General features: G+C 38.0%; 27 protein-coding genes and 2 pseudogenes. 2 read left to right on the plus strand and 27 right to left on the minus strand.

Annotation, left to right across the window (positions count from 1 at the left end):
* The first annotated feature begins 81 nt into the window (after positions 1 to 81).
* Positions 82 to 313 (plus strand): annotated as a pseudogene (locus FIM44_RS08865) (hypothetical protein).
* Between the two features lie 3 nt (positions 314 to 316).
* On the opposite strand, the gene FIM44_RS07710 reads toward FIM44_RS08865, so the two are convergent.
* The 27 genes and pseudogenes from FIM44_RS07710 to FIM44_RS07840 all read right to left on the minus strand — a co-directional run bounded on the left by FIM44_RS07710 (position 317) and on the right by FIM44_RS07840 (position 25,599).
* The gene (locus FIM44_RS07710) at positions 317 to 1,087 is read right to left on the minus strand and encodes an HP1117 family Sel1-like repeat protein (RefSeq protein WP_140579634.1); all 771 of its coding nucleotides are present in this window, start codon (positions 1,085 to 1,087) and stop codon (positions 317 to 319) included.
* Positions 1,088 to 1,356: 269 nt separating this feature from the next.
* Positions 1,357 to 3,060, minus strand: coding sequence for a gamma-glutamyltransferase (ggt, locus tag FIM44_RS07715; RefSeq protein ID WP_140579635.1), 1,704 nt, complete (start codon positions 3,058 to 3,060; stop codon positions 1,357 to 1,359).
* 207 nt (positions 3,061 to 3,267) lie between these two features.
* Positions 3,268 to 5,088 (minus strand): flagellar hook-associated protein FlgK, encoded by a 1,821-nt coding sequence (gene flgK, locus FIM44_RS07720; protein ID WP_140579636.1) that lies wholly within the window; start codon positions 5,086 to 5,088, stop codon positions 3,268 to 3,270.
* Position 5,089: 1 nt separating this feature from the next.
* Positions 5,090 to 5,524: a hypothetical protein gene (locus FIM44_RS07725; RefSeq protein ID WP_131128545.1), complete on the minus strand. Its 435-nt coding sequence runs from the start codon at positions 5,522 to 5,524 to the stop codon at positions 5,090 to 5,092.
* Positions 5,525 to 5,650: 126 nt separating this feature from the next.
* Positions 5,651 to 6,610 (minus strand): DNA cytosine methyltransferase, encoded by a 960-nt coding sequence (locus tag FIM44_RS07730; RefSeq protein WP_194148722.1) that lies wholly within the window; start codon positions 6,608 to 6,610, stop codon positions 5,651 to 5,653.
* A 127-nt stretch (positions 6,611 to 6,737) separates the two neighbouring features.
* The gene (locus FIM44_RS07735; protein ID WP_194148723.1) at positions 6,738 to 6,941 is read right to left on the minus strand and encodes a flagellar biosynthesis anti-sigma factor FlgM; all 204 of its coding nucleotides are present in this window, start codon (positions 6,939 to 6,941) and stop codon (positions 6,738 to 6,740) included.
* 63 nt (positions 6,942 to 7,004) lie between these two features.
* On the minus strand, positions 7,005 to 7,211 hold the full coding sequence (locus FIM44_RS07740) for a hypothetical protein (RefSeq protein WP_001088955.1): 207 nt from the start codon (positions 7,209 to 7,211) through the stop codon (positions 7,005 to 7,007).
* 42 nt (positions 7,212 to 7,253) lie between these two features.
* Complete coding sequence (locus FIM44_RS07745; RefSeq protein WP_140579638.1) at positions 7,254 to 7,811, minus strand: FKBP-type peptidyl-prolyl cis-trans isomerase; 558 nt, start codon at positions 7,809 to 7,811, stop codon at positions 7,254 to 7,256.
* Positions 7,798 to 8,793 (minus strand): tetratricopeptide repeat protein, encoded by a 996-nt coding sequence (locus FIM44_RS07750; RefSeq protein ID WP_140579639.1) that lies wholly within the window; start codon positions 8,791 to 8,793, stop codon positions 7,798 to 7,800. The genes FIM44_RS07745 and FIM44_RS07750 overlap by 14 nt, the downstream gene beginning before the upstream one ends.
* Before the next feature lie 7 nt (positions 8,794 to 8,800).
* Positions 8,801 to 9,340, minus strand: a complete 540-nt coding sequence (locus FIM44_RS07755; protein ID WP_024422228.1) for an outer membrane protein Omp18 — start codon at positions 9,338 to 9,340, stop codon at positions 8,801 to 8,803.
* A gap of 65 nt (positions 9,341 to 9,405) precedes the next feature.
* A complete protein-coding gene (gene tolB, locus FIM44_RS07760) occupies positions 9,406 to 10,659 on the minus strand; it encodes a Tol-Pal system protein TolB (protein ID WP_140579640.1) in 1,254 nt (417 codons plus the stop codon).
* Positions 10,656 to 11,468 (minus strand): energy transducer TonB, encoded by an 813-nt coding sequence (locus tag FIM44_RS07765; protein WP_140579641.1) that lies wholly within the window; start codon positions 11,466 to 11,468, stop codon positions 10,656 to 10,658. Before FIM44_RS07765 ends, tolB begins: the two co-directional genes overlap by 4 nt.
* An 18-nt stretch (positions 11,469 to 11,486) precedes the next feature.
* Positions 11,487 to 11,888 (minus strand): ExbD/TolR family protein, encoded by a 402-nt coding sequence (locus FIM44_RS07770; RefSeq protein WP_001105106.1) that lies wholly within the window; start codon positions 11,886 to 11,888, stop codon positions 11,487 to 11,489.
* 52 nt (positions 11,889 to 11,940) lie between these two features.
* The gene (locus FIM44_RS07775) at positions 11,941 to 12,510 is read right to left on the minus strand and encodes a MotA/TolQ/ExbB proton channel family protein (protein WP_000887313.1); all 570 of its coding nucleotides are present in this window, start codon (positions 12,508 to 12,510) and stop codon (positions 11,941 to 11,943) included.
* 9 nt (positions 12,511 to 12,519) lie between these two features.
* Complete coding sequence (gene atpC, locus FIM44_RS07780; protein ID WP_001196318.1) at positions 12,520 to 12,891, minus strand: ATP synthase F1 subunit epsilon; 372 nt, start codon at positions 12,889 to 12,891, stop codon at positions 12,520 to 12,522.
* 10 nt (positions 12,892 to 12,901) lie between these two features.
* A complete protein-coding gene (gene atpD, locus FIM44_RS07785) occupies positions 12,902 to 14,302 on the minus strand; it encodes a F0F1 ATP synthase subunit beta (protein ID WP_162970166.1) in 1,401 nt (466 codons plus the stop codon).
* 32 nt (positions 14,303 to 14,334) lie between these two features.
* A complete protein-coding gene (gene atpG / locus FIM44_RS07790) occupies positions 14,335 to 15,240 on the minus strand; it encodes an ATP synthase F1 subunit gamma (protein WP_000002171.1) in 906 nt (301 codons plus the stop codon).
* A gap of 14 nt (positions 15,241 to 15,254) precedes the next feature.
* Positions 15,255 to 16,766 (minus strand): F0F1 ATP synthase subunit alpha, encoded by a 1,512-nt coding sequence (atpA, locus tag FIM44_RS07795; protein WP_140579642.1) that lies wholly within the window; start codon positions 16,764 to 16,766, stop codon positions 15,255 to 15,257.
* A gap of 22 nt (positions 16,767 to 16,788) precedes the next feature.
* Positions 16,789 to 17,331: a F0F1 ATP synthase subunit delta gene (locus FIM44_RS07800; RefSeq protein ID WP_140579643.1), complete on the minus strand. Its 543-nt coding sequence runs from the start codon at positions 17,329 to 17,331 to the stop codon at positions 16,789 to 16,791.
* Positions 17,332 to 17,847 (minus strand): F0F1 ATP synthase subunit B, encoded by a 516-nt coding sequence (locus FIM44_RS07805; protein ID WP_000244688.1) that lies wholly within the window; start codon positions 17,845 to 17,847, stop codon positions 17,332 to 17,334. It abuts the gene before it with no gap.
* A gap of 3 nt (positions 17,848 to 17,850) precedes the next feature.
* On the minus strand, positions 17,851 to 18,285 hold the full coding sequence (locus FIM44_RS07810) for a FoF1 ATP synthase subunit B' (RefSeq protein ID WP_001027624.1): 435 nt from the start codon (positions 18,283 to 18,285) through the stop codon (positions 17,851 to 17,853).
* Positions 18,286 to 18,395: 110 nt separating this feature from the next.
* On the minus strand, positions 18,396 to 19,268 hold the full coding sequence (locus FIM44_RS07815) for a ParB/RepB/Spo0J family partition protein (RefSeq protein ID WP_140579644.1): 873 nt from the start codon (positions 19,266 to 19,268) through the stop codon (positions 18,396 to 18,398).
* Between the two features lie 3 nt (positions 19,269 to 19,271).
* Positions 19,272 to 20,066, minus strand: coding sequence for a chromosome partitioning ATPase Soj (gene soj / locus FIM44_RS07820; protein ID WP_041169236.1), 795 nt, complete (start codon positions 20,064 to 20,066; stop codon positions 19,272 to 19,274).
* 5 nt (positions 20,067 to 20,071) lie between these two features.
* Positions 20,072 to 20,710, minus strand: coding sequence for a biotin--[acetyl-CoA-carboxylase] ligase (locus tag FIM44_RS07825; RefSeq protein WP_140579645.1), 639 nt, complete (start codon positions 20,708 to 20,710; stop codon positions 20,072 to 20,074).
* 8 nt (positions 20,711 to 20,718) lie between these two features.
* Positions 20,719 to 21,630 (minus strand): methionyl-tRNA formyltransferase, encoded by a 912-nt coding sequence (gene fmt, locus FIM44_RS07830; RefSeq protein ID WP_140579646.1) that lies wholly within the window; start codon positions 21,628 to 21,630, stop codon positions 20,719 to 20,721.
* 1 nt (position 21,631) lies between these two features.
* Positions 21,632 to 24,254, minus strand: a pseudogene (locus FIM44_RS07835) (TrlF family AAA-like ATPase).
* Between the two features lie 43 nt (positions 24,255 to 24,297).
* Positions 24,298 to 25,599 carry a DUF2130 domain-containing protein gene (locus tag FIM44_RS07840; protein WP_140579648.1) on the minus strand — a complete coding sequence of 434 codons (1,302 nt, stop codon included), beginning with the start codon at positions 25,597 to 25,599 and terminating at the stop codon, positions 24,298 to 24,300.
* A 207-nt stretch (positions 25,600 to 25,806) separates the two neighbouring features.
* Here FIM44_RS07840 and FIM44_RS07845 point away from each other — a divergent pair, with 207 nt between their 5' ends.
* On the plus strand, positions 25,807 to 26,166 hold the full coding sequence (locus tag FIM44_RS07845) for a hypothetical protein (RefSeq protein ID WP_232728238.1): 360 nt from the start codon (positions 25,807 to 25,809) through the stop codon (positions 26,164 to 26,166).
* Positions 26,167 to 26,458 lie beyond the last annotated feature (292 nt).

A 26,458-nucleotide genomic window follows, 5' to 3' on the forward strand; every position in this document is an offset into this window, starting at 1 on the left:
TTGTTTTTGTGCAGAAATTCAACCATTTCAGGGTTTAGGTTATTAGTTCCAAAAGTGATCGCATCTCTCCCGCTTGTAGGGATTTCTGCGTTATTGGAGTTTGTAAGTCTAGGGGGTTTGTTAAGATTGGGGGAGTATTTAAGGCAAAAACAAAGCAAAGTTATAGCAAGCAATGTTTTTGGCTAAAGTTTTTAATATAAAGCCGCTTAGCCATGAAAAATGCAATATCTTTAATCTATCGCTTCAAATCAATTGTTCAAAAAACACGCTACTTAGCATAAACAAAAAACCCTTGAATCAAGCCCAAGTTTGAGAGTTATCGGCTTGAAGTATTCTTTTTCTTACAATTTTTGTCAATGTCAAAATCGCATGCTTTTTGCATGTATTCTTCAGCCTTTTGCGTATCTTTTTCCACGCCCAACCCATACCGATAAGACTCTGATAACCCTTCATAAGCCCTAGAAGAACTCACATCAGCCGCCATTTTATAATAGACAATAGCCTTATCTTTGTCTGGCTCAATACCCAATTGATCATTCCCGCTATAATAAATATCCCCTAAAAGGATATAAGCTTCTACATTACCCTTATGCATCGCTTTTCTAAAGCACTCTGTCGCTTTCACATAGTTGCTTGGAACGCCCCTACCCTCCATATACATGATGCCTAAGTTTATATAGGCGTTAGTATAGCCTTTCTCTGTAGCTATTCTAAAATACTCCACGGCTTTCTTTTCATCTTTAGGAACGCCCCTACCCTCTTTATACATCACGCCTAAATTGTTATACCCTCTAGGTATATCGTTATCAACCGCTTTTTGAAAATATTCAGCCGCTTTCTTGTAATCTTTAGGCACACCCCTACCATTTTCATACATGATTCCTAAAAGAACATAAGCAAGCGGCTCGCCATTTTTAATAGCGCTCTTATAAAAAGAAGCCGCTCGCTCGTATTCCTTATTATTATAGGCTTCCTCCCCTTTATAAATATAATTCCTTTTTTGTTCAAGGTGTTCTGCACCAAGAGCGCTAAATAAACACAAACCTACCAAACAAATCTTCAAGGCTAATTTGCTTGCGTATCCCATTGTTACTCCTCTGCTATTAATAAGATCAAACATAATGTCAATAGCTACCGATCTTAAAAAAGAAACTGCATGCGTTCTAGAACTAACAGACATTCTCAAACTCCATTCTGCATACACCATTTTAGATCTAATATCGTCTCTTGTAATGAGAGATTTTACACTATTTTTATGAATATTAAAACTAAATTTAAGATTTTCTCGCTAAAAAGTCCCCCCCCCCCGAAAAATAGAGAAAGATGAGAGATAAAAAGCCTGTATTCTTCAAAAAGTCAAAATTCTTTCCTTGGATCCGTTGATCCATAGAAAACGCTCCCTTTAGTTTTAGGCAAAACTTGGATCGCATTCACATCGCCCATGACCGGCTTAGTAACGATTTGATAGCCCATTTTAGTGAGGTTATCTTTCACATCAGCGGGCATGCCAAACTTTTCAATCCTTAATTCATCAGGCAACCATTGCATATGGAATCTAGGGGCTGAGACCGCTTCAGAAATGTTCATATTGTAATCAATGACATTGGAAATCACTTGCAACACCGTAGTGATAATTCTAGACCCTCCAGGGCTTCCTACCACCATGAAAACCTTATTGTTTTTCAACACAATCGTAGGCGACATGGAGCTTAAAGGGCGTTTATTGGCTTCAATCGCATTCGCATCGCCCCCCACTAAACCATAGAGATTGGGGTTTCCTGGTTTTATGGAAAAATCATCCATTTCATTGTTCAATAAAAACCCTGCCCCATCAATACTAGCAGCGCTCCCATAAGAAGCGTTAATGGTGTAAGTAACGCTGACGGCATTCCCCCACCTGTCCGCTACAGAATAATGCGTGGTGTTGCTCCCCTCATGCAACTGCCCCATTCCTGGTTTGATTTGAGAGCTTGGCGTAACCGTATCTGGCTGGATAGTGTCAAAAATCTTTTTGGCATACGCCTTATTAATCAATTTATCCACCGGCACTGAAACAAAATCAGCGTCTCCCATATAAACCGATCTGTCCGCATAAGCTTGACGCATCGCTTCTGCAGCGATATGGATATTCTTAGAAGCCCCATACCCAAGAGCACCTAAATCCGCATTTTCCATGACATTTAAAATCTGGATCAAATGCGTGCCTCCCGAACTTGGCGGCGACATAGAAATGATCTTATAGCCACGATAACTCCCTACCACGGGTTTGCGCCATTTCACATTGTAACTGGCTAAATCTTCTTTAGTGATAATCCCTCCATTTTTTTTCATATCTTTCTCAATAAGATCAGCGACTTGCCCTTGATAAAAGCCTTTAGCGCCTAGCGTTTTGATTTGATTCAAAGTCTTGGCTAAATCTTTTTGGACAAACAAATCCCCCTCTTGATAATCAAGATGCCCTTTTTTAAAAAAATACTTTTTGCTAGAACTGTATTTTAAAAACCGCTCCCTTGCTTCCTTTAGGGTTTCTGCTTGTCTTTGTGAAATCGCATAACCATTTTCAGCCAATTTAATAGCAGGATCAATGAGTTGCGATAGTTTTTTGGTGCCGTATTTTTTCAACATCGCTTCCATGCCTGCCACCGTTCCAGGAACTCCAGCCGCCAAATAGCCGTCTTCGCTGAGTTTAGGGACTACATTACCTTGCTTGTCTAAAAACATGTTTTTAGTGGCTTTTAAAGGGGCTTTTTCTCTAAAATCTAAGGCAACATTTTCACCATTAGCCAAATGGATAACCGCAAAACCCCCACCACCAATATTGCCTGCTGCAGGATGGACGACCGCTAAAGCAAATCCAATCGCTACAGCCGCATCAATCGCATTACCTCCCTCTTCTAAAACCTTTTGCCCGATCTCACTAGCTAGCGGGTGGCTAGAAAGGGCTAAGCCTACTTTAGTGTTTTTAATGGGCGGATAACTCGCTGCACTCAAAGGGCTTAACAAACCCAAAGAGAGCGCTATCACGCCCAAGCCAATCGTTTTCAAAAAACTCCGTCTCATCTGTTTTCCTTTCAATCAACAATAATTGTTATTATAGCATAAGCTTTACAAAGCACCCTCTCGCTTACAGCTTATATGATGCTATTAACCATCATTGTTTGAGTGTTGGTTATAAATAAGGCTCAAAAATGAGTTTTAAAATAAATATAGAGTTTAAAAAAGAAGTTAAATAAGGCTTGTTTGATCAAAACGCTATGGGTAGAAAAATTATTGTTTAATCCCCAATAAAGTGTCTATCATTCGATCAATAGCGCTAATGACCTTAGCGTTAGCCGCATAGCCGCTTTGGAACTTGATTAGATTCACCATTTCTTCATCCACGCTCACTTGCGAAATAGAGAGTTGCTCTTTTTTAATGGTTTCTAACATGCTCTTTTTAGTGTCCAAGATACGCCCTGATTTTTCAGCATCCGTGTTGATTTTACCGGTTAAAAATTGATAAAACTCGCTGATTTTCATTGGTTTAATGTCAAACTTGTCGTTATAAAAATCCACGCTATCGTATTGCAATTGCTGCATCATGTTCGCCACATCAAAATTCCCATTAATGGGGGCAAGCCATGGGCGGATAGTGGTAGGCTCTTTTTTGTATTCTTTATTCAAGCTGATATTAGAAGCGTCATCGCCTTGAAAAAAAGGGTTGAGCTTTAACGCTCCCATAAAATTCGTGCCGTTATCTTTCATAGAAACAAACAACCCTTGCGAAGCGTTTTTAGGCTGGATAACAAACTTTTTAGTCTCATTGTTAAAGCTCGCTGTGAAATAATCATCAAAATCATTTTCGGTGTTATTGTCTTGATTGTCATCAGTGTTAGCGTTAATGGCTTGGATAATATCGTTCATGGTTGTAATGGGCGTGATAGCAATGGTTTTTCTGGCGATTTCTTTACCATCGGTGTTGTAAGCGATCAAGTCAAACGAGCCGTTTTTGATATTGTAGTTCGTGTCTTTAAAGGCTTCATCGCTGTTAAACTCCACCGGCTCGCCCTCAATATGATGACTCGCGCTTTGAGCGTAAATCGCATTAGTGGATTCTATCAAGCCCCTAGCAAAAGAATCCAACAAATCAATATAATCTTGCAATTTGCCCTTTGAAGTCCCGTTAGAGCCGTCATTATACACATCCAATAACGCCCCCACTTTCCCCTGATTGAGCTTGTCAGTAATATTAGTAACCTTAAAATCATCGCTTTGAAAATAGATTTGGTTCAAACCCCCTTTATTTTCGGATTCTTTAACCACTAAAGGATGGAAAATAGAACCATCAATGATATTGAACCCATGCCCGATATTAAGGTTATAGCTCTCATCAAAATCCGCTGAGTCTTTATCTGTGAGCGAATGGGTTTTAATGCTGCTTTTAAAAACATTCCCCCCTAAAAGCTCTCGCAAATGAAACTCTAATTCATCTCGCTTATCCCTTAATTCATTGGCATGCTTTAAACTCTTGTTGTTTTCCACTTCTTTAATGCGTTTGTTGATCTCAGCGATTTGAGAACCCAAGCTATTGACTTCTTTAATCACGCTTTTTAATTCTTCGCTCGCTTTATGCTGTAAGGTCGTTAATCTTTCTCTAGTGTCTTTAATGTTGTGCGTTAAAGCTTCTGTTTTTTGAGCGAGAGCCTGTTTTTGAGCAGAGTCTTTGGCGTTTTTAGACAATTCTTTCCATGAGTTAAAATAATCTTGCAAATCCGTAAAAAGGCTCGCTTCATCAATGTCCGGAAAATACGCGCTCGCTTCTTTTAAATGCGAAAACTCTGTATCGTAATAAGTGTTTTCGTAATTAGCCTTCGTGTAACGAGCAAAAACAAACTCATCATGCACCCTTTCAATGGCTTCTACATCCACGCCCATATTCACGTTTTTAGTGCCATACATGTAAGCCGCTTGGGGCTTTGCAATCACACGCTGACGGCTATAAAATTCATCGCTGGCGTTAGAAATGTTATTCCCGGTAACATCCACCATGCTCTGATGGGCTTGTAGGCCCGTGTAAGAAGTGTTGAGTGAAGATAAAATCCCGCCCATTTTACGCCTGCACTCTTAAAAAATGGCTCCCCACATGCCTAGAGCCTTTATAGTCGCAAGTGTCATGGGGGATGATTTGTTGGATGAGCGAAGAATAAAACTCAGAGACCGCAAACGCCATGCGCGAATAAATCAGGTTTTTTTCTTTCAAAACAAACAAGGACTCTCGCATTTGGTTTAAAAAATCGCTCGTTTTTTCGTCTAATAATTCACTCATTTCTTTATTAGGGAATTGGTTTTTTAAAGACAACATTTGTGCATCTATATTCGCTTTTTCTTTCTCAAAAGCTTGAATCGCTAGCTGTTTTTGATGGTTTCTTTCAAAAATTTCGGTGTGTTTAGCGAGCTTGATGTCTCTTATATCGTGCTCGGTTAAATCAATCAATTCTTTCAATTGGTTTAGTGCGTTTTCTAAATGAAAATGTAAAACGACCATAACAAATCCTTTAGCTCTTGTTTCAGTGATATTCAAGCAAATACTATGCCGTTTTATTTGATGATAAAACCCAATTTCTTAAGGGGATAGGGGGTATTTTGAAATCATTCTCCCCTTAAAGCTCCCTTATTGAATCGCCTTTAACATTTGTTTAGCGATTGCAGCAATCACATTCACACTCATCGCATTCCCTGCTTGGGATAATAAATGGCTTTCTTTAAAGTTAGGATTATTTTTAATCCTAGCGATCAAATCCCTAGGAAATCCTTGCAAAAGCAGGCTTTCAATAGCGTTTAATCTTTTGATTTTGCCTTTTTGAATATAAAACAGGCCATGCCGAGAAGTCCTTAAAGTAGGAAAAACATTAAAATACAACCTTAAATCAGATTGTCTTGTGTCTAAAACGGCGTTTTCTAAAGTTAAGATATTCTCTAAAGAAACCTGGTTATGGTTGTATGGGTTGTGCAAGTATCTTTGAAATGCAGCGTTACTCACATCCAAATAGCATTCATTGCCAGCGTCTAAAAAATTGTTAAAACAATAATCATTGGCTAAACCTAAAGGGAAATGAAATGGGTGTTTCAAATCCTTCCTAAACCCTACGATATAAAGGCGTTCCCTCTTTTGGGCTAATTGGAAATCAGCGCTGTTTAAAATTTTATAATAAGTTGTATAACCCGCTTCTTGTAGGGCTTTGATAATGGTTTTAAAAGTTTCTTGCTGCTTATGGTTGATTAAGCCCTTAACGTTTTCAAGCAAGAAACATTTGGGCTGTTTGACTTTTAAGATACGAATAAGCCCATAAATAATAGTCCCTCTTTCATCTTCAAGCCCTTTCCTTTTGCCATTGATAGAAAAAGCCTGACAAGGAAACCCGCTAACTAACGCATCAAAATCGGGCAAATCATTAGGGTTGATTCGCATCAAATCCCCAAAATTATGGGTGTCCTTAAAAAATAATTCATAAGTTCTAAGGGCTTCATGATTGATTTCGGCATGCCCTACGCATTTTAAACGGCATTGCTCCAAGCCCAAACGACCTCCACCAATACCAGAGCAAAAATCCATAAAAGTTAAAATTCCCAATCAATCATTCCTAACACACAAAAAAACACGCCCTATTTAAGAGAGCAAAAAACTCAAAACATAAAGAAACTAAAATTTAATGGAAAACAAAACGACAGCAAGAACAAACCCCCTAGAAATGAAGCCCCTAGCTTATCCCCAATAAATCCTGTGCCATTTTGTGAGAAGTCTCATGCAAGTTGATTTTATACTGGTTATTTTCAATAGCTTGCTTGATTTCAGCTACCCTATCAAGAGCGGTCTCGCTGTTTTCAACTTTTTCATTCTTTTCCACACGTTTGTAATTCCCCAAAGACTGCACCGGAGCAGGAGAATAAATGGCATTGATCATTGTAAAATCCTTTAATTTAATATTCAATTCATTACAGCAAGTATCGGCAAAAAAGAAAAAAAGTTAATGGATTTTTGAAATCTGTTTTTGCAATTCCTTACCAAATTTCTTGGTGGTGGTGATGGGTTTTTTTCCGGTTTCTGCCACAGAGCCAAACGATTGCGATTGCAAACTTTTAAACATAAAAAACATTAAAAAAATTAAAATATAGCAAAATAAAAAAAAGCAAATGGTAGGGAATAGCCAATTTTTGAGGTTAGAACTATTCATGACCTTGCCTTTTAAATACTCCTATACCCTACTACTACCCTACTACCCATGCGAGCATGAGCAACCACAACCCCCACCTTTCTTCCCGCCATGACCCCCATGACCGCCACAGCAACCTGTCCCACCGCCATGGTGTGAAGCTAAAATTTCTTCTTCGCTCACTTCCCTAAAACCTAAAACCTTGAAACGAAACGCTAAAGTTTTCCCGGCTAACGGGTGGTTATAATCCACCATCACATGCGTAGCGCTAAAATCTTTGATAGTGGCTTGAATGGTTTGATTATCTTCAGTTTGCCCAAAAACGCTCATGCCTTTTTCTAATTCAATGCCTTCAAATTGATCTCTAGGGACTTCTTGCAAATAGCTGCTTTCATAAACCCCATAAGCTTCTTCTGGGGCGACAACAACCTCTTCCCACTCGCCAATTTGAGCCTTTAACACCGCTTTTTCTAACCCTGCTATGATTTGATTAGCGCCTATAATAAACTCTAAAGGCTCTTTAGAAATATTGCTGTCTAGCACAACGCTAGAACCTTGCTCCCTCACTTCATATTCAATCAAAGCGGCTTGTTTGACTGACTCTAAATCATGGTTTTGCATGATGGTGTTTCTCCTTGTTTTCTAAGATTTTTTTTGCCATTTTAGCTTGTTCGCTTGAAGGATACAGGTGTTGCAAAGTGTTTAAAAATTTATAATAGTTTTGATCGTCTTTGATTTTTTTAAACGACCATGCCGTATGCCACAAAAGCACAGGCATGTAAGACGCTTTTTTATTTAAAAGAGCACTCTCTTTGTAATATTTGATCGCTTCTCTATACCTCTTTTCCCCATAAGCCACTTCTCCAAGCGCATAACGCACATAATAAAGTCGGTAACTATTGGCTTCTAACCACAACAAACGCTCTTTGGCTTCTGCATAGGATTTATTTTTAAAAAAAGACAGAGCTTCTTGAAAAATCTCTTTTTGCTTAGACAAGTCTTTATCAAACTCAACTTTTGCCTTTTCTTGGGTTTTTCTCTCTTGATTTTTTGGGGATTCGGCTTTTAAAGGAGGGTTTTTATCAGTCGGAGCACTTGATTTGAGCGGCTTTTCAGCTTTTTCCTCTTGTTCTTTGAGGGCTTTTTGGATTAAGGCGATTTGTGAAACCAAATCCTGGCTTAACTTGGTCAATAATTCACTCATCTCTTTATTTTGCTTGTCTAACTGCTGGATAGCTTGCTGGTTAGCATGAATCTCATTCCTCAAATCCTCCAAAGTTTGCGATTGCTGCTTTAATGTGTTAGCCTGCACTTCTTGCGAAGCTTTTAAGGCTCGTAAGGATTCTTCTTGGGAAAGGATAGCGTTATTGAGATCTTTAATCTTATTAGCCTGCCCTTCATAAACGCTCCTTAGACCCTCTTGAGCTTGAGTGTTAGCCTCTACTTGCGAATGGATTTTGGTCAAAATATTAGAAAAATTCTTACTATTGACTTGCAACTGCTTGAGTTCTTTTTTGGTAGCTCCGCTTTGCAAATCAAACGCTGAAGGCTCCCCATTGAGAAAAAAGGGAGCGATAAAAGGGATAAAAAAAAGCCTTTTCATCCTAGAATTACTTCACTAATTTGACATCCACCCTTCTGTTTTCTTTGTAGCATTCTCTAGTTTTTTGAGTGCATTTGGGTTTGGTTTCACCAAAACTGATGGTTTTAATCATATCTTTTTCTACCCCCTTAATGACTAAAGCGTTTTTCACGCTCAAAGTCCTTTTAACGCCAAGCGCTTGGTTGTATTCGCTAGAGCCAAATTCATCGGTATTGCCTTCCAAAAGCACTTGCATGTGGTTTTCTTTAGCTTTTTGCACGATCTCATCTAAAGTCTCTTGATCGGATTCTTTGATCTCATACTTATCAAAATCAAAATAAATAGAAGCGATTATAGTCCCACTCTCAATAACTGGCTTTTCCTCAACCACTGGAGCTGGCTCTTGTTTAGGCTCTTGTTTTTCTTGAGCTGTCTCTGTAGAAACAGGCGCACTTTGAACCGTTTTAGCGCTCACATCACCAGCCACGGTTTCTTTATCCATGTTGTGTTTACAACCAGCTATGAATAAAAAAGCTACCAAGAAACCAAATACAGAAGATCTTTTCATTATAAATTCTCCAAGAATAAAATTTAATAAATGTCAATATTAACTCATATTCGCTTAATTTAACCTTACCAATCAAAGGCTTGTATTTTCACATTCTTTAAAGGGAATAAAAAACTCTGATTATAGTCTAGCAAAATAAGCCCCATGGCGTATTCTTGGGGTGTCTTTTTGATATACATGATATTCCTCCCATCCATAGAAAAACGAGGCATCTGGTTAGAGCCATTCACGGTAAGCCTACGGATATATTTGCTGTTTAGAGTGATCAAATTCAAATTAAACACTGTTTTGCCAAATTCATTAAGATTTTCCCTGCTTACATACACGATACTGTCTTTATAAGCGTCAATGGATTCATTGCTTCTTCCTTCATAAAGGAGTTGCTCCGCGCTCTCTTTTAATCCCAATTTCTTCATATAGATGTTAGGATAACCGGATCTATCCGAAACAAAAGCCATAGACTTGTCATCTTCTAAAAACACTCCTGAGACATCTATTCCAGGATAGCGCGTTATTTTGGTTTTAGTTTTTTTATGCGTGTCATACAAATACACATCCGGTTGGCCATCAGGGGCTAAAGACATTAAAATTTTAGAGCCATCAGAACTCACGCTAGAGACCACAGCCATTCCTTGAGAGCTAGCAACATTCTCATGAGTGGCTTTTTGGATGTTATATTTTAAAATCATGGGCGTTCTTTCGCCATATTGCGTGTAATAAAACTCCGTTTGCTCAGCGTTCGCCCATTTAGGGAAAATATTGAGCCTGTTGTTTTTGATGATTTCTTTTTGATAGCGCATCGTATAATCGGCTAATGCGATGTTTGTGATTCCTGGTCCAATATATTTAGAAAAAACAATAAGGCGCTTCATCCAAGCGATAGAAGGGGCTTTTAAATAATCATTCACCACAATGGCCATGTTGTGCGCTGCAAAAGGGTATAAATCGGAACTTAAAATGGGGTAGTCAAAAGTCTTTTTGAGCGTTTCTGTATCCACATCATAAAGTTTTAATCGTGAAATTTTTTTACCATTTTCTACCGCCACGCTCACAAGCGCTACAAGATGGACTTTTTTATCCTTGAGTTCTGCGTAATTGATAGCGCCTTGCTCCTTGTTTTGAGAAACATCAAAATGCTGACTAGTCTTTAAATCATTCGCCAAGACTTCATGCAATTTTAAAGCGTAATTGGCATCGTTATCTATAGAGTAGCGCACTTCAATCTTAGGAAGTTTTTGAATGGTTTTAATAATATCTAGTGTTTTATCTGTTGCAAAAAGCCCTATAGCGCATATTAAAAAAAGCCATAAATACCTCATTGTTCTTCCTTAGTGGTGAAATTAACTTGAATAGAAATCATGTTTCCTCCAGGATATGGGGGAAAATCCACTTTCTTTAAATCATTTAAAAGGGTCATCACACTCTTGTTATAATCCTTAAAATCGGAGTAGCTAAGAATGGTATAATCAAACTCTCCATCTTTAGTGATCATAATCAGCACGCTCACTGAAGCCTTGTGGTAAAAAACCCCTTTCCAACCTTTATATAAAATCTGATAGATTTGAGCATACCACTCTTGATAGGCTTTTTCATCAACCCCATCTTGTTTAGGGATTTGCAAATCTAAAGTCTTATTTTTAACGCTTTCTAGTTTTTGCGCGAATTGATCTAAATTCTGTTGCAAACCTTTCAACATCTCTTGATTTTTTTGGTTTTTTCTCAAGCGTTGCTGTTCTTTTAAACGCCTTTGCTCTTCTTCTTGTTCATTTTTTTGCTCATCTTTTTGAGCGTTTGTGTCTGTCTTTTCTTGAAAATCATTGAGTGAAGAAAAAATATTTTCAAGGCTTTCTTCTTGTTCTTTGGGATCAATAAAATCGCCCTCCTTATCAGTTGCATTTTTTTCAGCTACTTTTTCATCTTTTTTTTCAACTACTTTTTCATCTTTTTTTTCATCGCTTGGCAAATCTTCTAAATTCAAATCAATGATTTGTTCGTTTTTTTTGCCCAAATCCAAAAGGATTTTCTCCGCTTCTTCATTGTGCCTTTCTAACAACAAACCATACAATAACAAAGCATAGAGCAAGAACGCTAAAAAGCCAGAAACAACAAAGATCGCGCTCTTACTCATGCAAATTAGCCCTGCTTTTTAAGGACTTGTGATTAAAGAAACTTTTAAAAAACCCGCTTCTTTAATCGTTTTTAACAAATAGATCACTTTGTCATAAGTCAATCGCTTGTCCGCGCGGATACTAACCCTAGTATCTTTATCGTATTTCTTAGAAAGCAAGTTAAAAGTATCCGGAAAAGAGTTGTATTCATAGGTTTGACTATCTATATAGATTTTTGCGTCTTTATCCATGCGGATCTCTATCATTTTATCTTGAGTGGCTCTAGCAGTTTTTGAACCAGAAGGCAAAGCAATCTCTTCTTTATAAGTGAGAGTGGGCGTCGTTACCATAAGAATAGCCAATAAAACAAGCATCACATCCACTAAAGGCGTGATATTGAGTTCTGGCTTGTCTTCATCCCAATAGTTATCATAATTCATAAAAACCTTCTAACTCCCTATTTAAGATATTTATCAAATCCCCTTAAAAGCTTTATTTTTTAGAAGACAAAATATCCACTTGCATCTGCACATAAACCGATAAATCATACACCTTGCGTTTTAAAATCAAGTAAAAAGAATAGGCTGGAATGGCCGCTAAAATACCTGCAGCGGTAGCGATAAGAGCCTTAGAAATAATGGGTGCGATCACCCCAAAAGAAGCCTGACCTAACGCGCCCAAATTGTTAAACGCTTCTAAAATTTCAACCACCGTTCCAAACAAACCAATAAAGGGGGCTGTAGAAGAGATGATGCTCAATACCACTAAACCCGTCGTGCTTTGCTTAAGAACTTGATGTTTCCAAGCCTGCAACAATTCATTAGAATACCTTTTGGTCTCATCATTTCTTTTTTTATTAAACATAAAATGCTCTGGAGCGTCTTGTGCCCCATTAAGAATGTTAGACAAAGATTGCATCTCGCGCTTGAGCTCAATCTTTAACACAATGCTCTTATACAAAAAGACCCATAAAGTCATCACCAAATAAAGCGAAATCCAAACTAAAACAAGCGTGGTAACAAACCCGCTCTTATTGAAAAAATAAACGATTGAATCTAACATGTTATCCCCCTAAAGAGACTCAATCTTAGCAAGCACGCTAGAGACCGCTAACCTGTCAGAGCTTGCGTCCTCTAAAAGCTTTTTAGCCCTAGAGATAGCATCATCTCTGTCATCTGATTCTTTTTTAATAAAGACCGCCCCATCGGCTAAAATATCCACCCGTTCTTTGGTAACTTCTGCATAACCCCAATTGATCGCAATGTGCTCTTTTTGGTTTTCAGTTTCAATCTCAATCACTCCCGCTTGAAGCAAGGTGATCATGTTGCTATGCCCATAAAGCACCCCAAATTCCCCTTCAACTCCTGGCAACACAACGCTTTTAACCTCTCCTGTATAAACCTCCCCCTCAGGAACTACCACACTAATTTTCAACAAAGCCATGGCAAAACCCTTAGGAATTTTTCATGTTTTTAGCTTTTTCTAAAACCTCTTGAATGCTGCCCACCATGTAAAACGCATTTTCAGGAATATGATCGTATTTACCCTCTAAAATCCCTCCAAAACCCTCTAAAGTCTCTTGAAGGGTTACATACTTACCAGGACTTCCTGTAAACACTTCAGCCACAAAAAACGGCTGGGATAAAAACTTCTCAATTTTTCTGGCCCTCTCAACAATCTTTTTATCCTCTTCGCTCAATTCGTCTAAGCCCAAAATCGCAATAATATCTTGCAAATCCTTGTATTTTTGCAAAACCTGCTGGATACCGGTAGCGATTTCATAGTGTTTCTCGCCGATCATTTGAGGGCTTAAAATCCTTGAAGTGGAATCTAAAGGATCCACCGCCGGATAAATCCCTTTTTCAGCGATCTTTCTATTCAATACCGTAGTCGCATCCAAATGCGCAAACACTGAAGCAGGGGCTGGGTCAGTCAAATCATCTGCTGGCACATACACCGCTTGAACCGAAGTGATAGAGCCATTTTTAGTGGAAGCGATACGCTCTTGAAGTTTCCCCATTTCCCCGGCTAGCGTGGGCTGATACCCCACGGCTGAAGGGATACGGCCTAATAGCGCGCTCATTTCCGCACCGCTTTGAGCGTATCTAAAGATGTTGTCAATAAACATCAACACATCTAAGCCCTTTTCATCACGAAAATACTCTGCCATCGTCAAGCCGGTGAATGCGATGCGGTTTCTCGCGCCTGGTGGCTCATTCATTTGCCCATAGCACAGCGCGACTTTGTCTAAAACGCCCCCTTCTTTCATCTCAAAATACAGATCATTCCCTTCTCTGGTGCGCTCCCCCACACCTGCAAACACCGAATACCCGTTATGTTTATAAGCCACATTGTGGATAAGCTCCATAATGATCACCGTTTTCCCTACGCCAGCCCCACCAAACAAGCCTACTTTACCGCCCTTAGAATAAGGTGCAAGCAAGTCAATGACTTTGATACCGGTCTCAAACATTTCTGTTTTAGTGCTTTGCTGCTCAAAACTAGGGGCTTTTCTGTGAATGGGCCAGGTTAAGGACGGCTTAAGAGGCTCTAAATTGTCAATACTCTCGCCCACAACATTAAAAATGCGCCCTAACACTTCTTCGCCCACAGGCACTTCAATCATTTTTCCACGAGCTTTGACGGCTTGGTTACGCACTAAGCCTTCTGTCATATCCATAGCAATCGCTCGCACCCGATTACCGCCCAAATGGGCTGCCACCTCTAAAACTAAAGATTTTTGAGCGCCATTGACTTCAAAATTAATGTCTAACGCTTCAAAAATCGCCGGTAGATAGGACTCAAACTCCATATCTACCACCGGGCCTAAAACCTGAATGATTTTACCTTCCATCGCTTTCATCGCTCCTTATTTTAATGTAATTTTTATTTTAGGGCTTCTACGCCTGCATTGATTTCTACTAGCTCGGTCGTAATCGCCTCTTGTCTGGCTTTATTATAAGAAATAGTTAAAGTTTTAACCAAATCTTTAGCGTTATTTGTCGCTGTATCCATAGCCTGCATTCTAGCGCTATGCTCTGCGGCTAAAGAATCAATCAAAGCATAGTATAAACTATACTCCACATATTTTTCTGCCAAAGAGTCTAAAATTTCATCTTCACTCCCGCTTGGTTCGCTAGTAATAGTCTCTTGCGTCTCATTAGGCTGAGGGTTTTGGTGGATGATTTTATACCCAATAGGCAAAATTGTTTTGACTCTTATTTCTTGGCTGATCATGTTTTTAAAGCCATTATGAATGATAATCACCTTATCGGTTTTCCCACTCAAATAATCCTCTACCACTTTTTTCATGAATTCTTGAGCGCGTTCATAATTAGGCATAGAACTCAAATTATTGATCTTGTCTAAAACCTCTATCCCGTTAAAGCTAAAATACTCATTACCCTTTTTACCAATGCCGCGCAAACGCACTTTAATGTCTTTTTCTTTGTATTCATTCGTGCATGCTAAAACTTTTTTAATGGTATTGGTGTTAAAGCCCCCACAAAGCCCTTTATCGGCTGTGATAAAAATAATATCCACTTTTTTGATTTCAAGTCTTTCTAGTTCCCTAAAATACTTGCTTTGAATGTCTTCAATCCCTTGATTTTTCATCTTAGATAGCACATCATCAAACACAGCGTCCAGTTTCAACGCATACGCTCTGGAATTTCTTGCAACTTCTTCAGCCTTTCTTAGCTTGGAAGTGGAAACGAGTTTCATCGCATGCGTGATTTTTTGCGTGTTTTTAACGCTTCCAATTTTCTTTCTAATGTCTCTTAAATTCGCCATGTTCTAGCCGTCTCCTACTCGCTATAAGTGAGCTTAAATTCCTCTAAGACTTTTCTTAGCATGGCTTCTAAATCCTTATCTAGCGCTTTTTTAGTGTGGATTTCTTCTAAAACTTGGGGGTATTTTGCTTCCAAGAAAGGGTGCAATTGCTCTTCAAAATCCACGACTTTTTTCACGCTCACGCTATCTAAAAAGCCCTTAGCCCCAGCGTAAATAATGACCACTTGCTTTTCAATAGGCAAGGGCGAATAAGGGGCTTGTTTCAGCACTTCTACCATGCGTTGCCCCCTTTCTAATTGCTTTTTACTCGCTTCATCTAAATCAGAAGCGAATTGCGTGAAGGCTTGCAGCTCTCTGTATTGCGCTAAATCCAAGCGCAAAGTCCCTGAAACCTGCTTGGTCGCTCTGATTTGAGCGGCCCCTCCAACCCTTGAAACCGATAAGCCCACATTGATAGCCGGGCGGATCCCTGAATAAAACAAATCCGTTTCTAAGAAAATTTGCCCGTCTGTAATAGAAATGATATTCGTAGGGATATAAGCTGAAACATCGCCCGCTTGAGTTTCCACAATAGGGAGCGCGGTCAAAGAACCCGCACCCTTTTCATCGCAAAGCTTAGCCGCTCTTTCTAAAAGCCGTGAGTGGATATAAAACACATCTCCAGGAAAAGCCTCCCTACCTGGGGGTCTTCTCAAAATCAAAGAAATTTCTCTGTAAGCGACAGCATGCTTACTCAAATCATCATAAATGATTAGGGCATGGCGGGCATGATCTCTAAAGTATTCCCCCATAGCCACACCTGAATAAGGGGCTAAATATTGCATCGCAGCTGAATCTGAAGCCGAAGCGTTGATCACGACGCTGTATTCCATCGCTCCGTATTCTTCTAATTTGCGCACCACTTGCGCAACAGTGGATTCTTTTTGCCCAATAGCCACATAGATACAGATCACATTTTGCCCTTTTTGGTTAATGATCGCATCGATCGCTACGGTGGTTTTACCGGTTTGTTTATCTCCAATGATCAATTCCCTTTGCCCACGCCCAATAGGCACCAACGCATCAATGGCTTTAATGCCTGTTTGTAAAGGCTCATGCACGGATTTTCTGTCCATAATGCCCGGGGCTTTTTGCTCGATGAGACTAAACTCATTCGTTTCTATCTCACCCTTGCCATCAATAGGCTCACCCAAAGCGTTCAACACACGCCCCACAATTGCATCGCCCACAGGAACTTTCATCAAACTCTTCGTGCGTTTAACGCTAGTCCCCTCTTTAATATTGTTGCCAAAACCAAACACAATCACGCCAACGCTATCTTCTTCTAAGTTAGCCGCAACGCCTTTATCCCCTGTTTCAAACTCTAGCACTTCATACGACATCACACCATTTAAGCCATAAACCTTAGCCACACCATCAGCGTATGAAACGACTTTTCCTACTTCAGCCATATCGCAATCAAGTTCAAAATTCTTGATTTTTTCTTCAATAACCGAGCTGATTTCTTCCAATTTTAGTTGGGACATTATCTTTATCTCCTTAGATTGATTAAATAGATTGAATAATCTGTTTTTCTATTTTCTTTAAAATATCTTCTTTAGAAAAGCCTATTTCTAAATCCAGGCTTGAAACGCTCAAAGAAACCCCTTTTTTAGACCAAGTGTCTTGAGCGATTTCTACAGGAGCGTTAAAACGCACTTGCAATTTTTGCTGCACGGCTTCTAGCTCATTGTTTTCAAGCTTTTGTGGGACTAAAAGCGTGGCTTCTAAAGTCTTTTTAGAATCAAAAGACAGCTCTTGAATGATCAATTCCAGCATATCAAGCCTATTATTTTTTAACACCACTTCCATCACAGGCTTTAACACTGAACATGCTTTTGTGGAAGTTATTTTTTCTAAGATTTCAAATACAACCTCTTTTTTCACTTTTAGAGAAACATGGACTAACACCCGGTTGAGTTTGTGCAATTTTATGGCTTCTGCTGCATTTTTAAGCCCCACAACGATTTCTTCCAATAACGCTAAATCGCCTTTAGTGTGGTTTTTCAACGCCTTAGCATAATGCTTAGAGATCACTTTTAAATCTTGCATTTAAAGCCTTTGTTTCAAAATATTCACGCAATCTTGTGCATTGAAAGAGACTTTTTTGCTCTCTCTTAGATCTTTAAAAACGCTTTCAACCAGCTCTCTTTTGATCTTTTTAACTTCTAAATCCATCAACGCCTTAGAATTTTTGATCAAATTTTCCACATCCATTTTGGTTTGCAATTCGTATTTTTGCGTGATCGTGTAGGCTTCTTTATTCGCATCAGAAATAATCAATTCAGCTTTTTCTTTGGCTTGCTCTAATTCTTTAAGGAGTTTTTTCTTATTTTCTTTACTCACTTTAAGTTGGGCTTGAATCTCTTCTAATCGTTTGGAGATTTCAAGGCTTTTGGAGTGCAAAAACGCTCGCAGTTTTTTAGCCAAAAAATACCACAAAATCCCCGCAAATAAGAGGAAATTTAAAGATCGCTCTATAATGTCCGTTTGTGAAATATCCAATCCAGTAGCGCACAAAGGGCTTAAAAGGATCAAAAACCCTAACACCATTTTAACTAACACCATCTATCAACTCCCTAAACCCATAGCCACACGCTTGTTTAACTCGTCTTCAAATACCGGCATTTGCGCTTGCAACTGCTCTTTTAAGACTTGCTTTTCATTTTGTAATTGCTTTGCGAACGCTTCAAACTCTTGATTGAGTTCGTTCTCTTTTTGCTTGATCACAGCGTCATAGGACTCTGTGGCTTTTTGAATCGCTTCTGCTATCATTTCTCTGCGCTTTTCAGCAGCTTCCTTAAGAAGAGTCTCAATTTGATGGCCAATCTCCACGCTTTGGGTGTTATCCGTTTTGATTTTAGCCAAGCTATCCTTTATCTCTGCCTGTCTGTTATCCATAAAAGCCAACAAAGGCCTATACACCCAAACATTCATCGCCCATAACAACAACACAAACACTACAAAAACGACCGCCATTAAATAGGGGTTAACCGATATATTCATAGCCTATTTCTTTCCTAAAAACCTACAAAATATTTGAAATTCGCATTTGTTATAAAAACATTAACTCTATCTTAACAAAAAATCGCTTAAAAACTGAGAATATCTAAGCATTAAGACATCATTTTTTTCACAAAAGCCTCTAAAAGAGAATTTTTATAACATCGTAAAACTATTTTATTCCCTTTTAAAGCCGCTTTAAGCTTGTAACGATCCCACAAACTTTGATTAAAGCGCTCTAATTCATCTTCAGCGATGAGCGTTTGGGTTTCCTTGAAACCATGTTTTTTATTGTCAAAATTTGCGTTTATTTTAAAATCACGCGTTAAATCTTCTGTCTGGCGCACGCTGAGTTTCTGCCCTATAATGGAATTTAAGATCAATTCTTGTTTTTCTTCATCTAAACCCACCAAAACTTTTGCATGCCCTGAAGTGATTTTTTCTTCTAAAAGAGCGTTTTGAACCTTAGAAGAGAGCGTCAATAAACGCATGATATTAGCCACATGGGCTCTGGATTTTTTAACGATTTTAGACAGCTCTTCTTGGGTCATTTTATAGCTTTCAAGCAATTCTTTATAAGATCTAGCCAACTCTAAAGGGTTTAAATCTTCTCGTTGGATATTTTCAATCAAAGCGACTTCACGCATTTTTTCTTGCTCAATATCCACAATAATCGCCTTAATCGTAGGCATTTTAGCTAATTTGCTCGCTCTTAAGCGCCTTTCACCAGCGATCAAATGGTAACGCCCGTTCTCACTCACCACCAAAACCGGTTGCAACAAACCATGTTCTTTAATGGATTGCGCTAATTCTTCTAAAGAATCTTCGCTAAAGATTTTTCTGGGCTGGTAGGGATTAGGCATCACCTCATCAATACCAAGCTCCACAACCCGATTCGCTCTTTCATACAGCCCCTGCTCATACACTTCATTGATTTCAGGGAAAATATCCGCTAAACCCCTACCCAACACTTTATTTTTTGCCATATGCTACCCTTGAAGAATGCTTTGAGCTAATTTTTGATAAGCGATACTGCCATTAGATTTAATATCATAGAGCAAAATAGGCTTACCAAAACTAGGCGATTCCGCTAGTTTCACGCTTTTAGGGATCATAATATACTCTCCTGTAGCTGAATCTCTAAAAAACTCTGAGTCAAAATACTTGAACAATTCCGCTAAAACCCCTTTTGTCAAATTGAGTTGAGGGACATGCATAGTGGGCAAAAAACCTCTGATTTTGAGCTTAGGGTTCGTGCTTTTTTGCAGCATTCTAATGGTGTTAAGCAATAATTTAGTGCCTTCAAGGGCAAAAAATTCGCATTGGATAGGAATGATCACCGAATGGGCTGCTGAAAGCGAATTGATCGTGAGAGGCCCTAGAGCTGGCGGGGAATCAATAATGATATAATCATAAAGCCCCACCACGCTCTCTAAGGCGTTTTTGAGCATGAGCTCGCCTCGTTTATTCTCATCTTGAACGCTATCATAAAAGGTTTTTTCAAACCCAGCTAAACCCAAATTAGAAGGCACTAGATCCAAAAAAGGCATTTGGGTTTTTAAGATCACTTGAGAAATTTGCTTACGGCCAATCAACACATGATAAATATCATAATCAATTTTATCGCGCCTAAAACCCAAGCTTGAAGTGGCGTTGGCTTGAGGGTCAAAATCAATCAGCAAGATTTTTTTTTCATGCACTGCTAAAGAAGCCGCTAAATTAACCGCTGTTGTTGTTTTGCCCACACCCCCTTTTTGATTAGCCACTGCAATGATTTCACTCATCATACTCACATCCTATCATAAATCTTACCTTTAATACAAATGCGACCATCTTCTAACAATTCCGCATCTTTCAAACTCACCGCTTCGCCCCAATCATTATGGAAACTAAAAGAGTTGCTTCTATGAAATTCTAACGCATACTTACTTAAAATTTCCCCCCAAAAAAGATTTTCTTCTATTTTTTTTAAAAAGCCCTCTATAATCAAATCATCGCTCGCGCCAATATCTAAACATGCCCATTTCTTTGAAACCCTATTCACGCCAATGCCGCACACCCGCATGTCTTTATAAACATTAACCAGCACGCCCCCTATTTTTTGATCCCCTAAATACAAGTCGTTAGGCCATTTAAGCCAGGTTTGAGAGCCTAAATCTTTTAAAACTTCTTTGAATAAAAACCCTAAATACAAAGCGTTCGCTTGCAAGGGTAAATCTTTAGGCAAATCGCTTGCGTTTAAAGCGAGCGAAAAAGTCAAAGCGCTTTTTACACCCTCCCAAATATTCCCCCTACTGCCTATCCCAGCGCTTTGGTTTTTAGCCACAATCAAAACAGGGGCTTTGAGCACATCGTTTTTAAGTTTTTCTAAAAGATAGATTTGCGTGGAAGGCAGGCTATCAAAAATCCTTTTTTCACATTTTCTCATGCTTTTTCTCATGCCAAAATATCGCCCGCTTTCAAACGCTTGCCATTCAAATAATCCTTCGCTTTCAAAGGCTTTTTACCCACCGCTTGCAACCAAGCTATGCACACGCTGCCTTTCAAGCAACCCACAAGAACGCCTTTTTCATCAATTCTCAAAATCTCGCCTTCCTTGTGGCTCTTTTCATTCTCCACCAACCCCACTTCTAAAAGTTTAAGGCTGTTTTCTAAAAAGATTTCTGGCCAAGATTTAAACGCAAGCGATTTTAAAAACAAGCTTTTAGCGTCTTTAAAACCCACTAAACCATCGGCTTTGGTGATTTTTTTACAAAAAGTAGCCTGCGTGTGATCTTGAGGTTTTCTTGTGATGGAAGAGAAATTTTTGAGCGTTGAAAGGAGTAAGGCTGCCCCCATATGCGCTAATTTTAAACTTAAAGCGTCTAAATTCAAATAATCTTCTCTTAAAAATGAAGCGCTTTCTAAAATATCCCCGCTATCCAGCCCCACATCCATAAGCATGGTGCTTATGCCATAGATCTTATCGTCATTGAGTATCATCTCATGAATGGGCGAAGCCCCCCTGTATTTAGGCAATAACGACGCATGCACATTGATGCAAGGAGCGATGGTTAAAACCTCTTTAGGCAAAATCTTACCATAAGCCACCACCACGATAAAATCCGGCTTTAGATCTTTTAAAATTTGAACTTCAGGCTCTTTCAAACTTTGTGGCTGGAAAATGGGGATGTTTAAATGATTTTCTAGAATATATGTTTTAGTCTCTGGGGCTTTCAATTCTTTTTTACGCCCAAAAGGTTTATCCATTTGAGTGAATAGCCCCACCACCTTTATCTCTTCATCTTTAACTAACGCCCTTAAGATCACTTCAGCAAATCCCGGCGTTCCCATAAATACGATGCGCATGTTATTCCTTGTTTTTAATATTTATCTTTTGTAATGCCATACTTTCTTTCACGATCCTTAAAAGCTTTTTCGCCTCCCTCTAATTTCAATAAATCCTCTTTATATGCATCGCTCTCAATCATAAAAGATCGCACGACTATCTTGTTATTCTCATTTTTTAACTGAATAATCAACTCTGCATCAGCGTTCAAAACAAAATTAGCGTTATGGGTGGCAAAAATAATTTGTCTTTTTTGTTTCTGCTCTTTAATTAAAGCAACTAAATAATTAGCGATTAAAGCGCTATCCAAGTGCGCTTCTGGCTCATCAATAATGATGGGGTTATTCCCTAAAGATAAAAGGGCAACCAATACAGCCGTGCATTTTTGCCCAAAGGAAGTTTCGTTTAAAGCTCTTTTGTCATAACGGACTTTAAAAATTTTATATTTTTTAACATTCCTTAAATGTTTGAGAATGAGAATCCGATAGATTTGAAAATGAATTTCTCTATCAAATATATCCTTCATGGTTTCATAAAATGCCGCTTTTTTATTTTCAATTCGGCTATCAAGCTTTTCTATAAATTCTGCGTGTTGCATACCTGTAACATTTTTTAATTCAATTTCTTTTAAATATTCCTTGATTTTTGATTGGTGTCTTTGGGTATTAAAACCCTTATCCACCAATTTATCAAAATCCTCAAAAACCTCTTCAAAAATATCTTCATTCAAACGATATTCTATGGTAATTGGTCTCACTTCTTTGTGATTTTTTGAAATTTCTTCAAGAGCCGAATTGATTTTGCTTAATTCCTCATTGATTTGATCTTTAAATTCTTCAATATTTTTATCCATATCTTCATAAGAAAAATTCTCTATTTTGTTAGCGTTCTCTTTTATTTCATGCTTCAAATCATCAATGTTCTTTTTTATGTTTACCAAACGGTCATTAGCGTTTCTAATATCTCCTATATTTTCATCGCTCACGCCTTTTTCTTTAAGAAATTCCCCAATCTCTTGGCTCAATACTTCGCGTTCTGTTTTTAGCGTCCTTATTTTCTCATCTTCGCTTTTAAAACACCCGTTTTTTATATTTATATCTATCTGTTCAAGTTCCTTACAAATATCTTGTTTGAGTTGGTTATAGACCTTATCATAGCTATTTTTTTCTTCCATGTTTTCTTTTGATTCAAAATTCACCACCCGTTTTAATTCTTTAATAAAAGTCAAAAATCCCTCTTTAGATTGTTCTAAATCAATGAGCGCTTTGCGTTTTGCTTGCAATTTATCTCTTTTGTCCAAATAGTCTTTATCCGTATAAGCATCTACAATACTTTGGGATTTCTTTCTTATTTTTTCGCTCTCTTTTAATCGCTCTTCTAGTTTGCTCTTTTCTTGCCAATATGCGATTTGATCATCAAACTTTTCAATGCCTTTTGTAATTTGCTTTTCTAACTCCTTAAGGTTTCCACTTAACTTGCTATCTATTCTGTTAAAAATAGCCTCTGTGAATTTTGAAACATTAGTTGCAAATTCTTCTACCTCATTTTGAGCTAAATACTCTACGCTATCCACCAGGTCTATGTCTGGCTGTATCTTTATATTTTGAATAGTTTCATGGTTTAAGCCTTTCACAAAACTTTTATTTTTAATTGCTGAGGCTATCAATTGCAACAAAGTGCTTTTACCGCTTCCTCTACCCCCTATCACACAAGTAAAGTTCGGACTAAAAAATAGCGTTTCATTAAATCCTGCGTAACAAAAAGGAGTATCGCCTTTTTCATTGGTGATTTTTACTTCTCTATCAAAGCGCAACTCCACACGATCTATCTTATATAAAGGATCTTCAGGTTTATTTTTATCAATGCTCACTCTTGTTTCTGGCTCATAAATAATTTGCTTTAACCCCTCAAAAGTTTTTTCAGCCTTTATCCAAGTGTATTTTTTCCCTATTGAATCCTCTTTATGGGCATCGCTACTCTGTAAGAGAGGTTTGTTATATTCAAGCCAAGATTCTCTATCCTTTTTAAGATTTTCTTGGTTATTTGATGAATGGATTAAAAAATGCGACTTATTAATGACTTCTTTATAGATAGCCTCATTGCGACCACCTTTTTCAAGAAACTCACATTCAATACTGCCATGCCCCCTTGATAAAAACCCTAATAAATACTTGCCTCTCAAGTTTAAAGACTCTTCCTCTAAACATTCCAATAATTGATCAAATTTAACTACCGCTTTATTAAAATCATTTTTTTCTAAATCTGCAAGTCTTTTATCAGGTCCATCAATAGTAGCTTTCATATCTGATAAAAACCTTTTTATATTATCACTTAAGATCTCATCTGAAAAAATAATGTGGAAATCCAAAAACTCATTTTTATTATTCTTGTAAGACAACCTGACTTCTAAATTATAAAAAACCTTAATGCCCTTCTTTTCTATTTTTTCTTTTAATTCAAATTCTTTCTCATTAAACTTAAAATAGTTCGTTAATCCAATACAATCAATTTTGCTATCACATAGTTTTTGTATGAACTCCTCTTCAGAACATTTATACGCCTTATTTAAATGTGTGTATGGCGTATGCGCATGCAAATCCCATTTGTGCCAACTTGAACCTTTACTATGATCTTTATTGCCCACATTTTCTCCTAATATAATATTATCTCAAAGCACCCCACAAAAACTAATCTTCTAAATCTTCCCCATCATACCCAAGCTCCAACGCTTTCACTTGCCCTATCGCATTACCCACAATGCCCTTAATAGAGCCATACATGTTAATCGTGCCCTCAAACACTTTTTCCATTTGCTTTTCCCTGCTTTTCCAAATCTTATTCATCGCGCGTTTTTCTCTTTCTAAATCCGCTCTCAATTGCTCAAATCCCTCTATAATCGCATTCACTTGCATAGAAAATTCAGAGCTTGTCAAATAATGATAGAGCAGATTCACTTTATCGCCCTTATTTTCCTGACTTTTTTTAGCCAAACTCACTTGAATAACCCCCTCTCTTAACACCGTGCTCAACCCCTTAAACTCTTCAAACGAACACACCCACACCCCCTCAAATAACCCCATCCTCTCCATCTCTTTAGGCAGCACTTCGCTCACAATGACCCCCACATCAGCCCCAATCTCTCGCATGTCGCTTTTAAGCTTTTCCACCCAAGCTTTTTGGAATTCTTTAGTGCGTTTGCTCTCATAATAAATTTTCCCGCAATTTTGAAATTCCCTAGTATGCACCACTTGAATGCAATCGCCCCCTCTTTGCCCTTTTTTGATTTCTTCAACGCAATCTAAGGGGAATCTTTGCCTCAAAAACTCTTCAATCGCTAATTCTTGCACCTCGCCTTGGAATTGCTGCGAGCTTAATTCAGCCTTTCTTTGAGCGTTTTTCAACTCATTTCTTAACATTTCTAATTGCTCTTCTTGCTGCTTGAATTTCAATTCATTCTTTTCATGCAAGGCTTTTTCTATTCTTTCTCTTTCCGTTTCCAATTTTTCATTCAATTTTTTTTCATTTTCCGCTTTCAATCGGCTCTCTGCTTCGTTATTTTCTCTTTTTAGCCTTTCAATTTCCGCTTCTTTCTGGTGCAGTTCCTGGACCTGTTTGGATTTCTCATCCAATTCTTTTTGCAACAACTCCAAGCCCTTTTGCTGCTCTAAAAAAGCGTTTTTTCTGGCTTCTTCAATGATTTTAGCCCTTTCATCTTGCAAGGCTAGCACGCTCGCTTGTTTGACTGCATCATCAAATTTGGCCTTTTGTTCCTTCTCTCGCTCTTTTAAGGCCTCTTCTTTTTGCTCTAAAGCTTTGAAATGGCTCTGATACTGCGCTCTTTTCTCATTCACCTCTTTTTCAAACGCTTTTTGTTGGGCTAAAAACCGGCTTTGATTTTCTTGCTCAATCTGTTTGTATAGCGCTTCATTCACATCAATTGGCTCTTGACACTTGGGGCATATAAAAGGGCGGGTTTGATTTTCTTGCATGATTTTCCTTTAAGATTTGATTTTTTATATTTTATAATAGAATGAGATCAATTTAACTTAAGCAGGTTTTATCCAATAAGTTCAGTAAAATAGGGATTTTATAAAAACAAGGACTTTTTCTTAGCATTCCCACAAACAACAAAAAATAAACAAGGCAAAAAATACCCTTCGCATAAAAACTACATTATAAACGAAGAAATTGAGATAATGATCGATCAATTGCAAGTTGTCCCAAAAGCACAAGTTTTAGAGAACCATACGATGGGAAGAAGTCTTGCATCAGCATTACAAAAGGCGTCTATCTCTAGATTCACATCAGTGCATAGAGTGCCGCTCATCAATCATTTTTTAGAACAAGTTATTTTACAAAGCCCATCTGATGAAAACAAAAATATAAAACCAATTGCTTTTGGAGGTGTTATCAAACTCAATCCACACAATAGAAATCCCTTATTAAAACCCTACAGCGTATTTATTGTGCTTTCTTGTGCTCAATTCCATTATTCGGGCATGCGCCTAGTTGCCCCCTATGAAAACGATTCTATTATTTTTGAGTTATTGCATTGATTTTCAGGCACGCAATTTTGAACGCCAACAACTTGTTCAATTAGATCCGAAAGAAATTAAAACCCAAATCCTTGAGCGTTTAAAACTCTAAAAACAAAACATTAAGATCAAGTAAGCAAAAGCATTAAACAAAACACAAAAAATAAGAAGTAAAAACTCAAGCGCAAGAATGAAAAAATAAGATTTAAAAATCCAACAAATATAAAAACACTAACAACTAAAAATATAAGCATTAAGAAATAACAAACAATAAGCAAGCAAATATTAAACAAAACCAAATAAAAACAAAGGA

It is taken from the genome of Helicobacter pylori (assembly GCF_006440215.1).
Classification (GTDB): domain Bacteria; phylum Campylobacterota; class Campylobacteria; order Campylobacterales; family Helicobacteraceae; genus Helicobacter; species Helicobacter pylori_CS.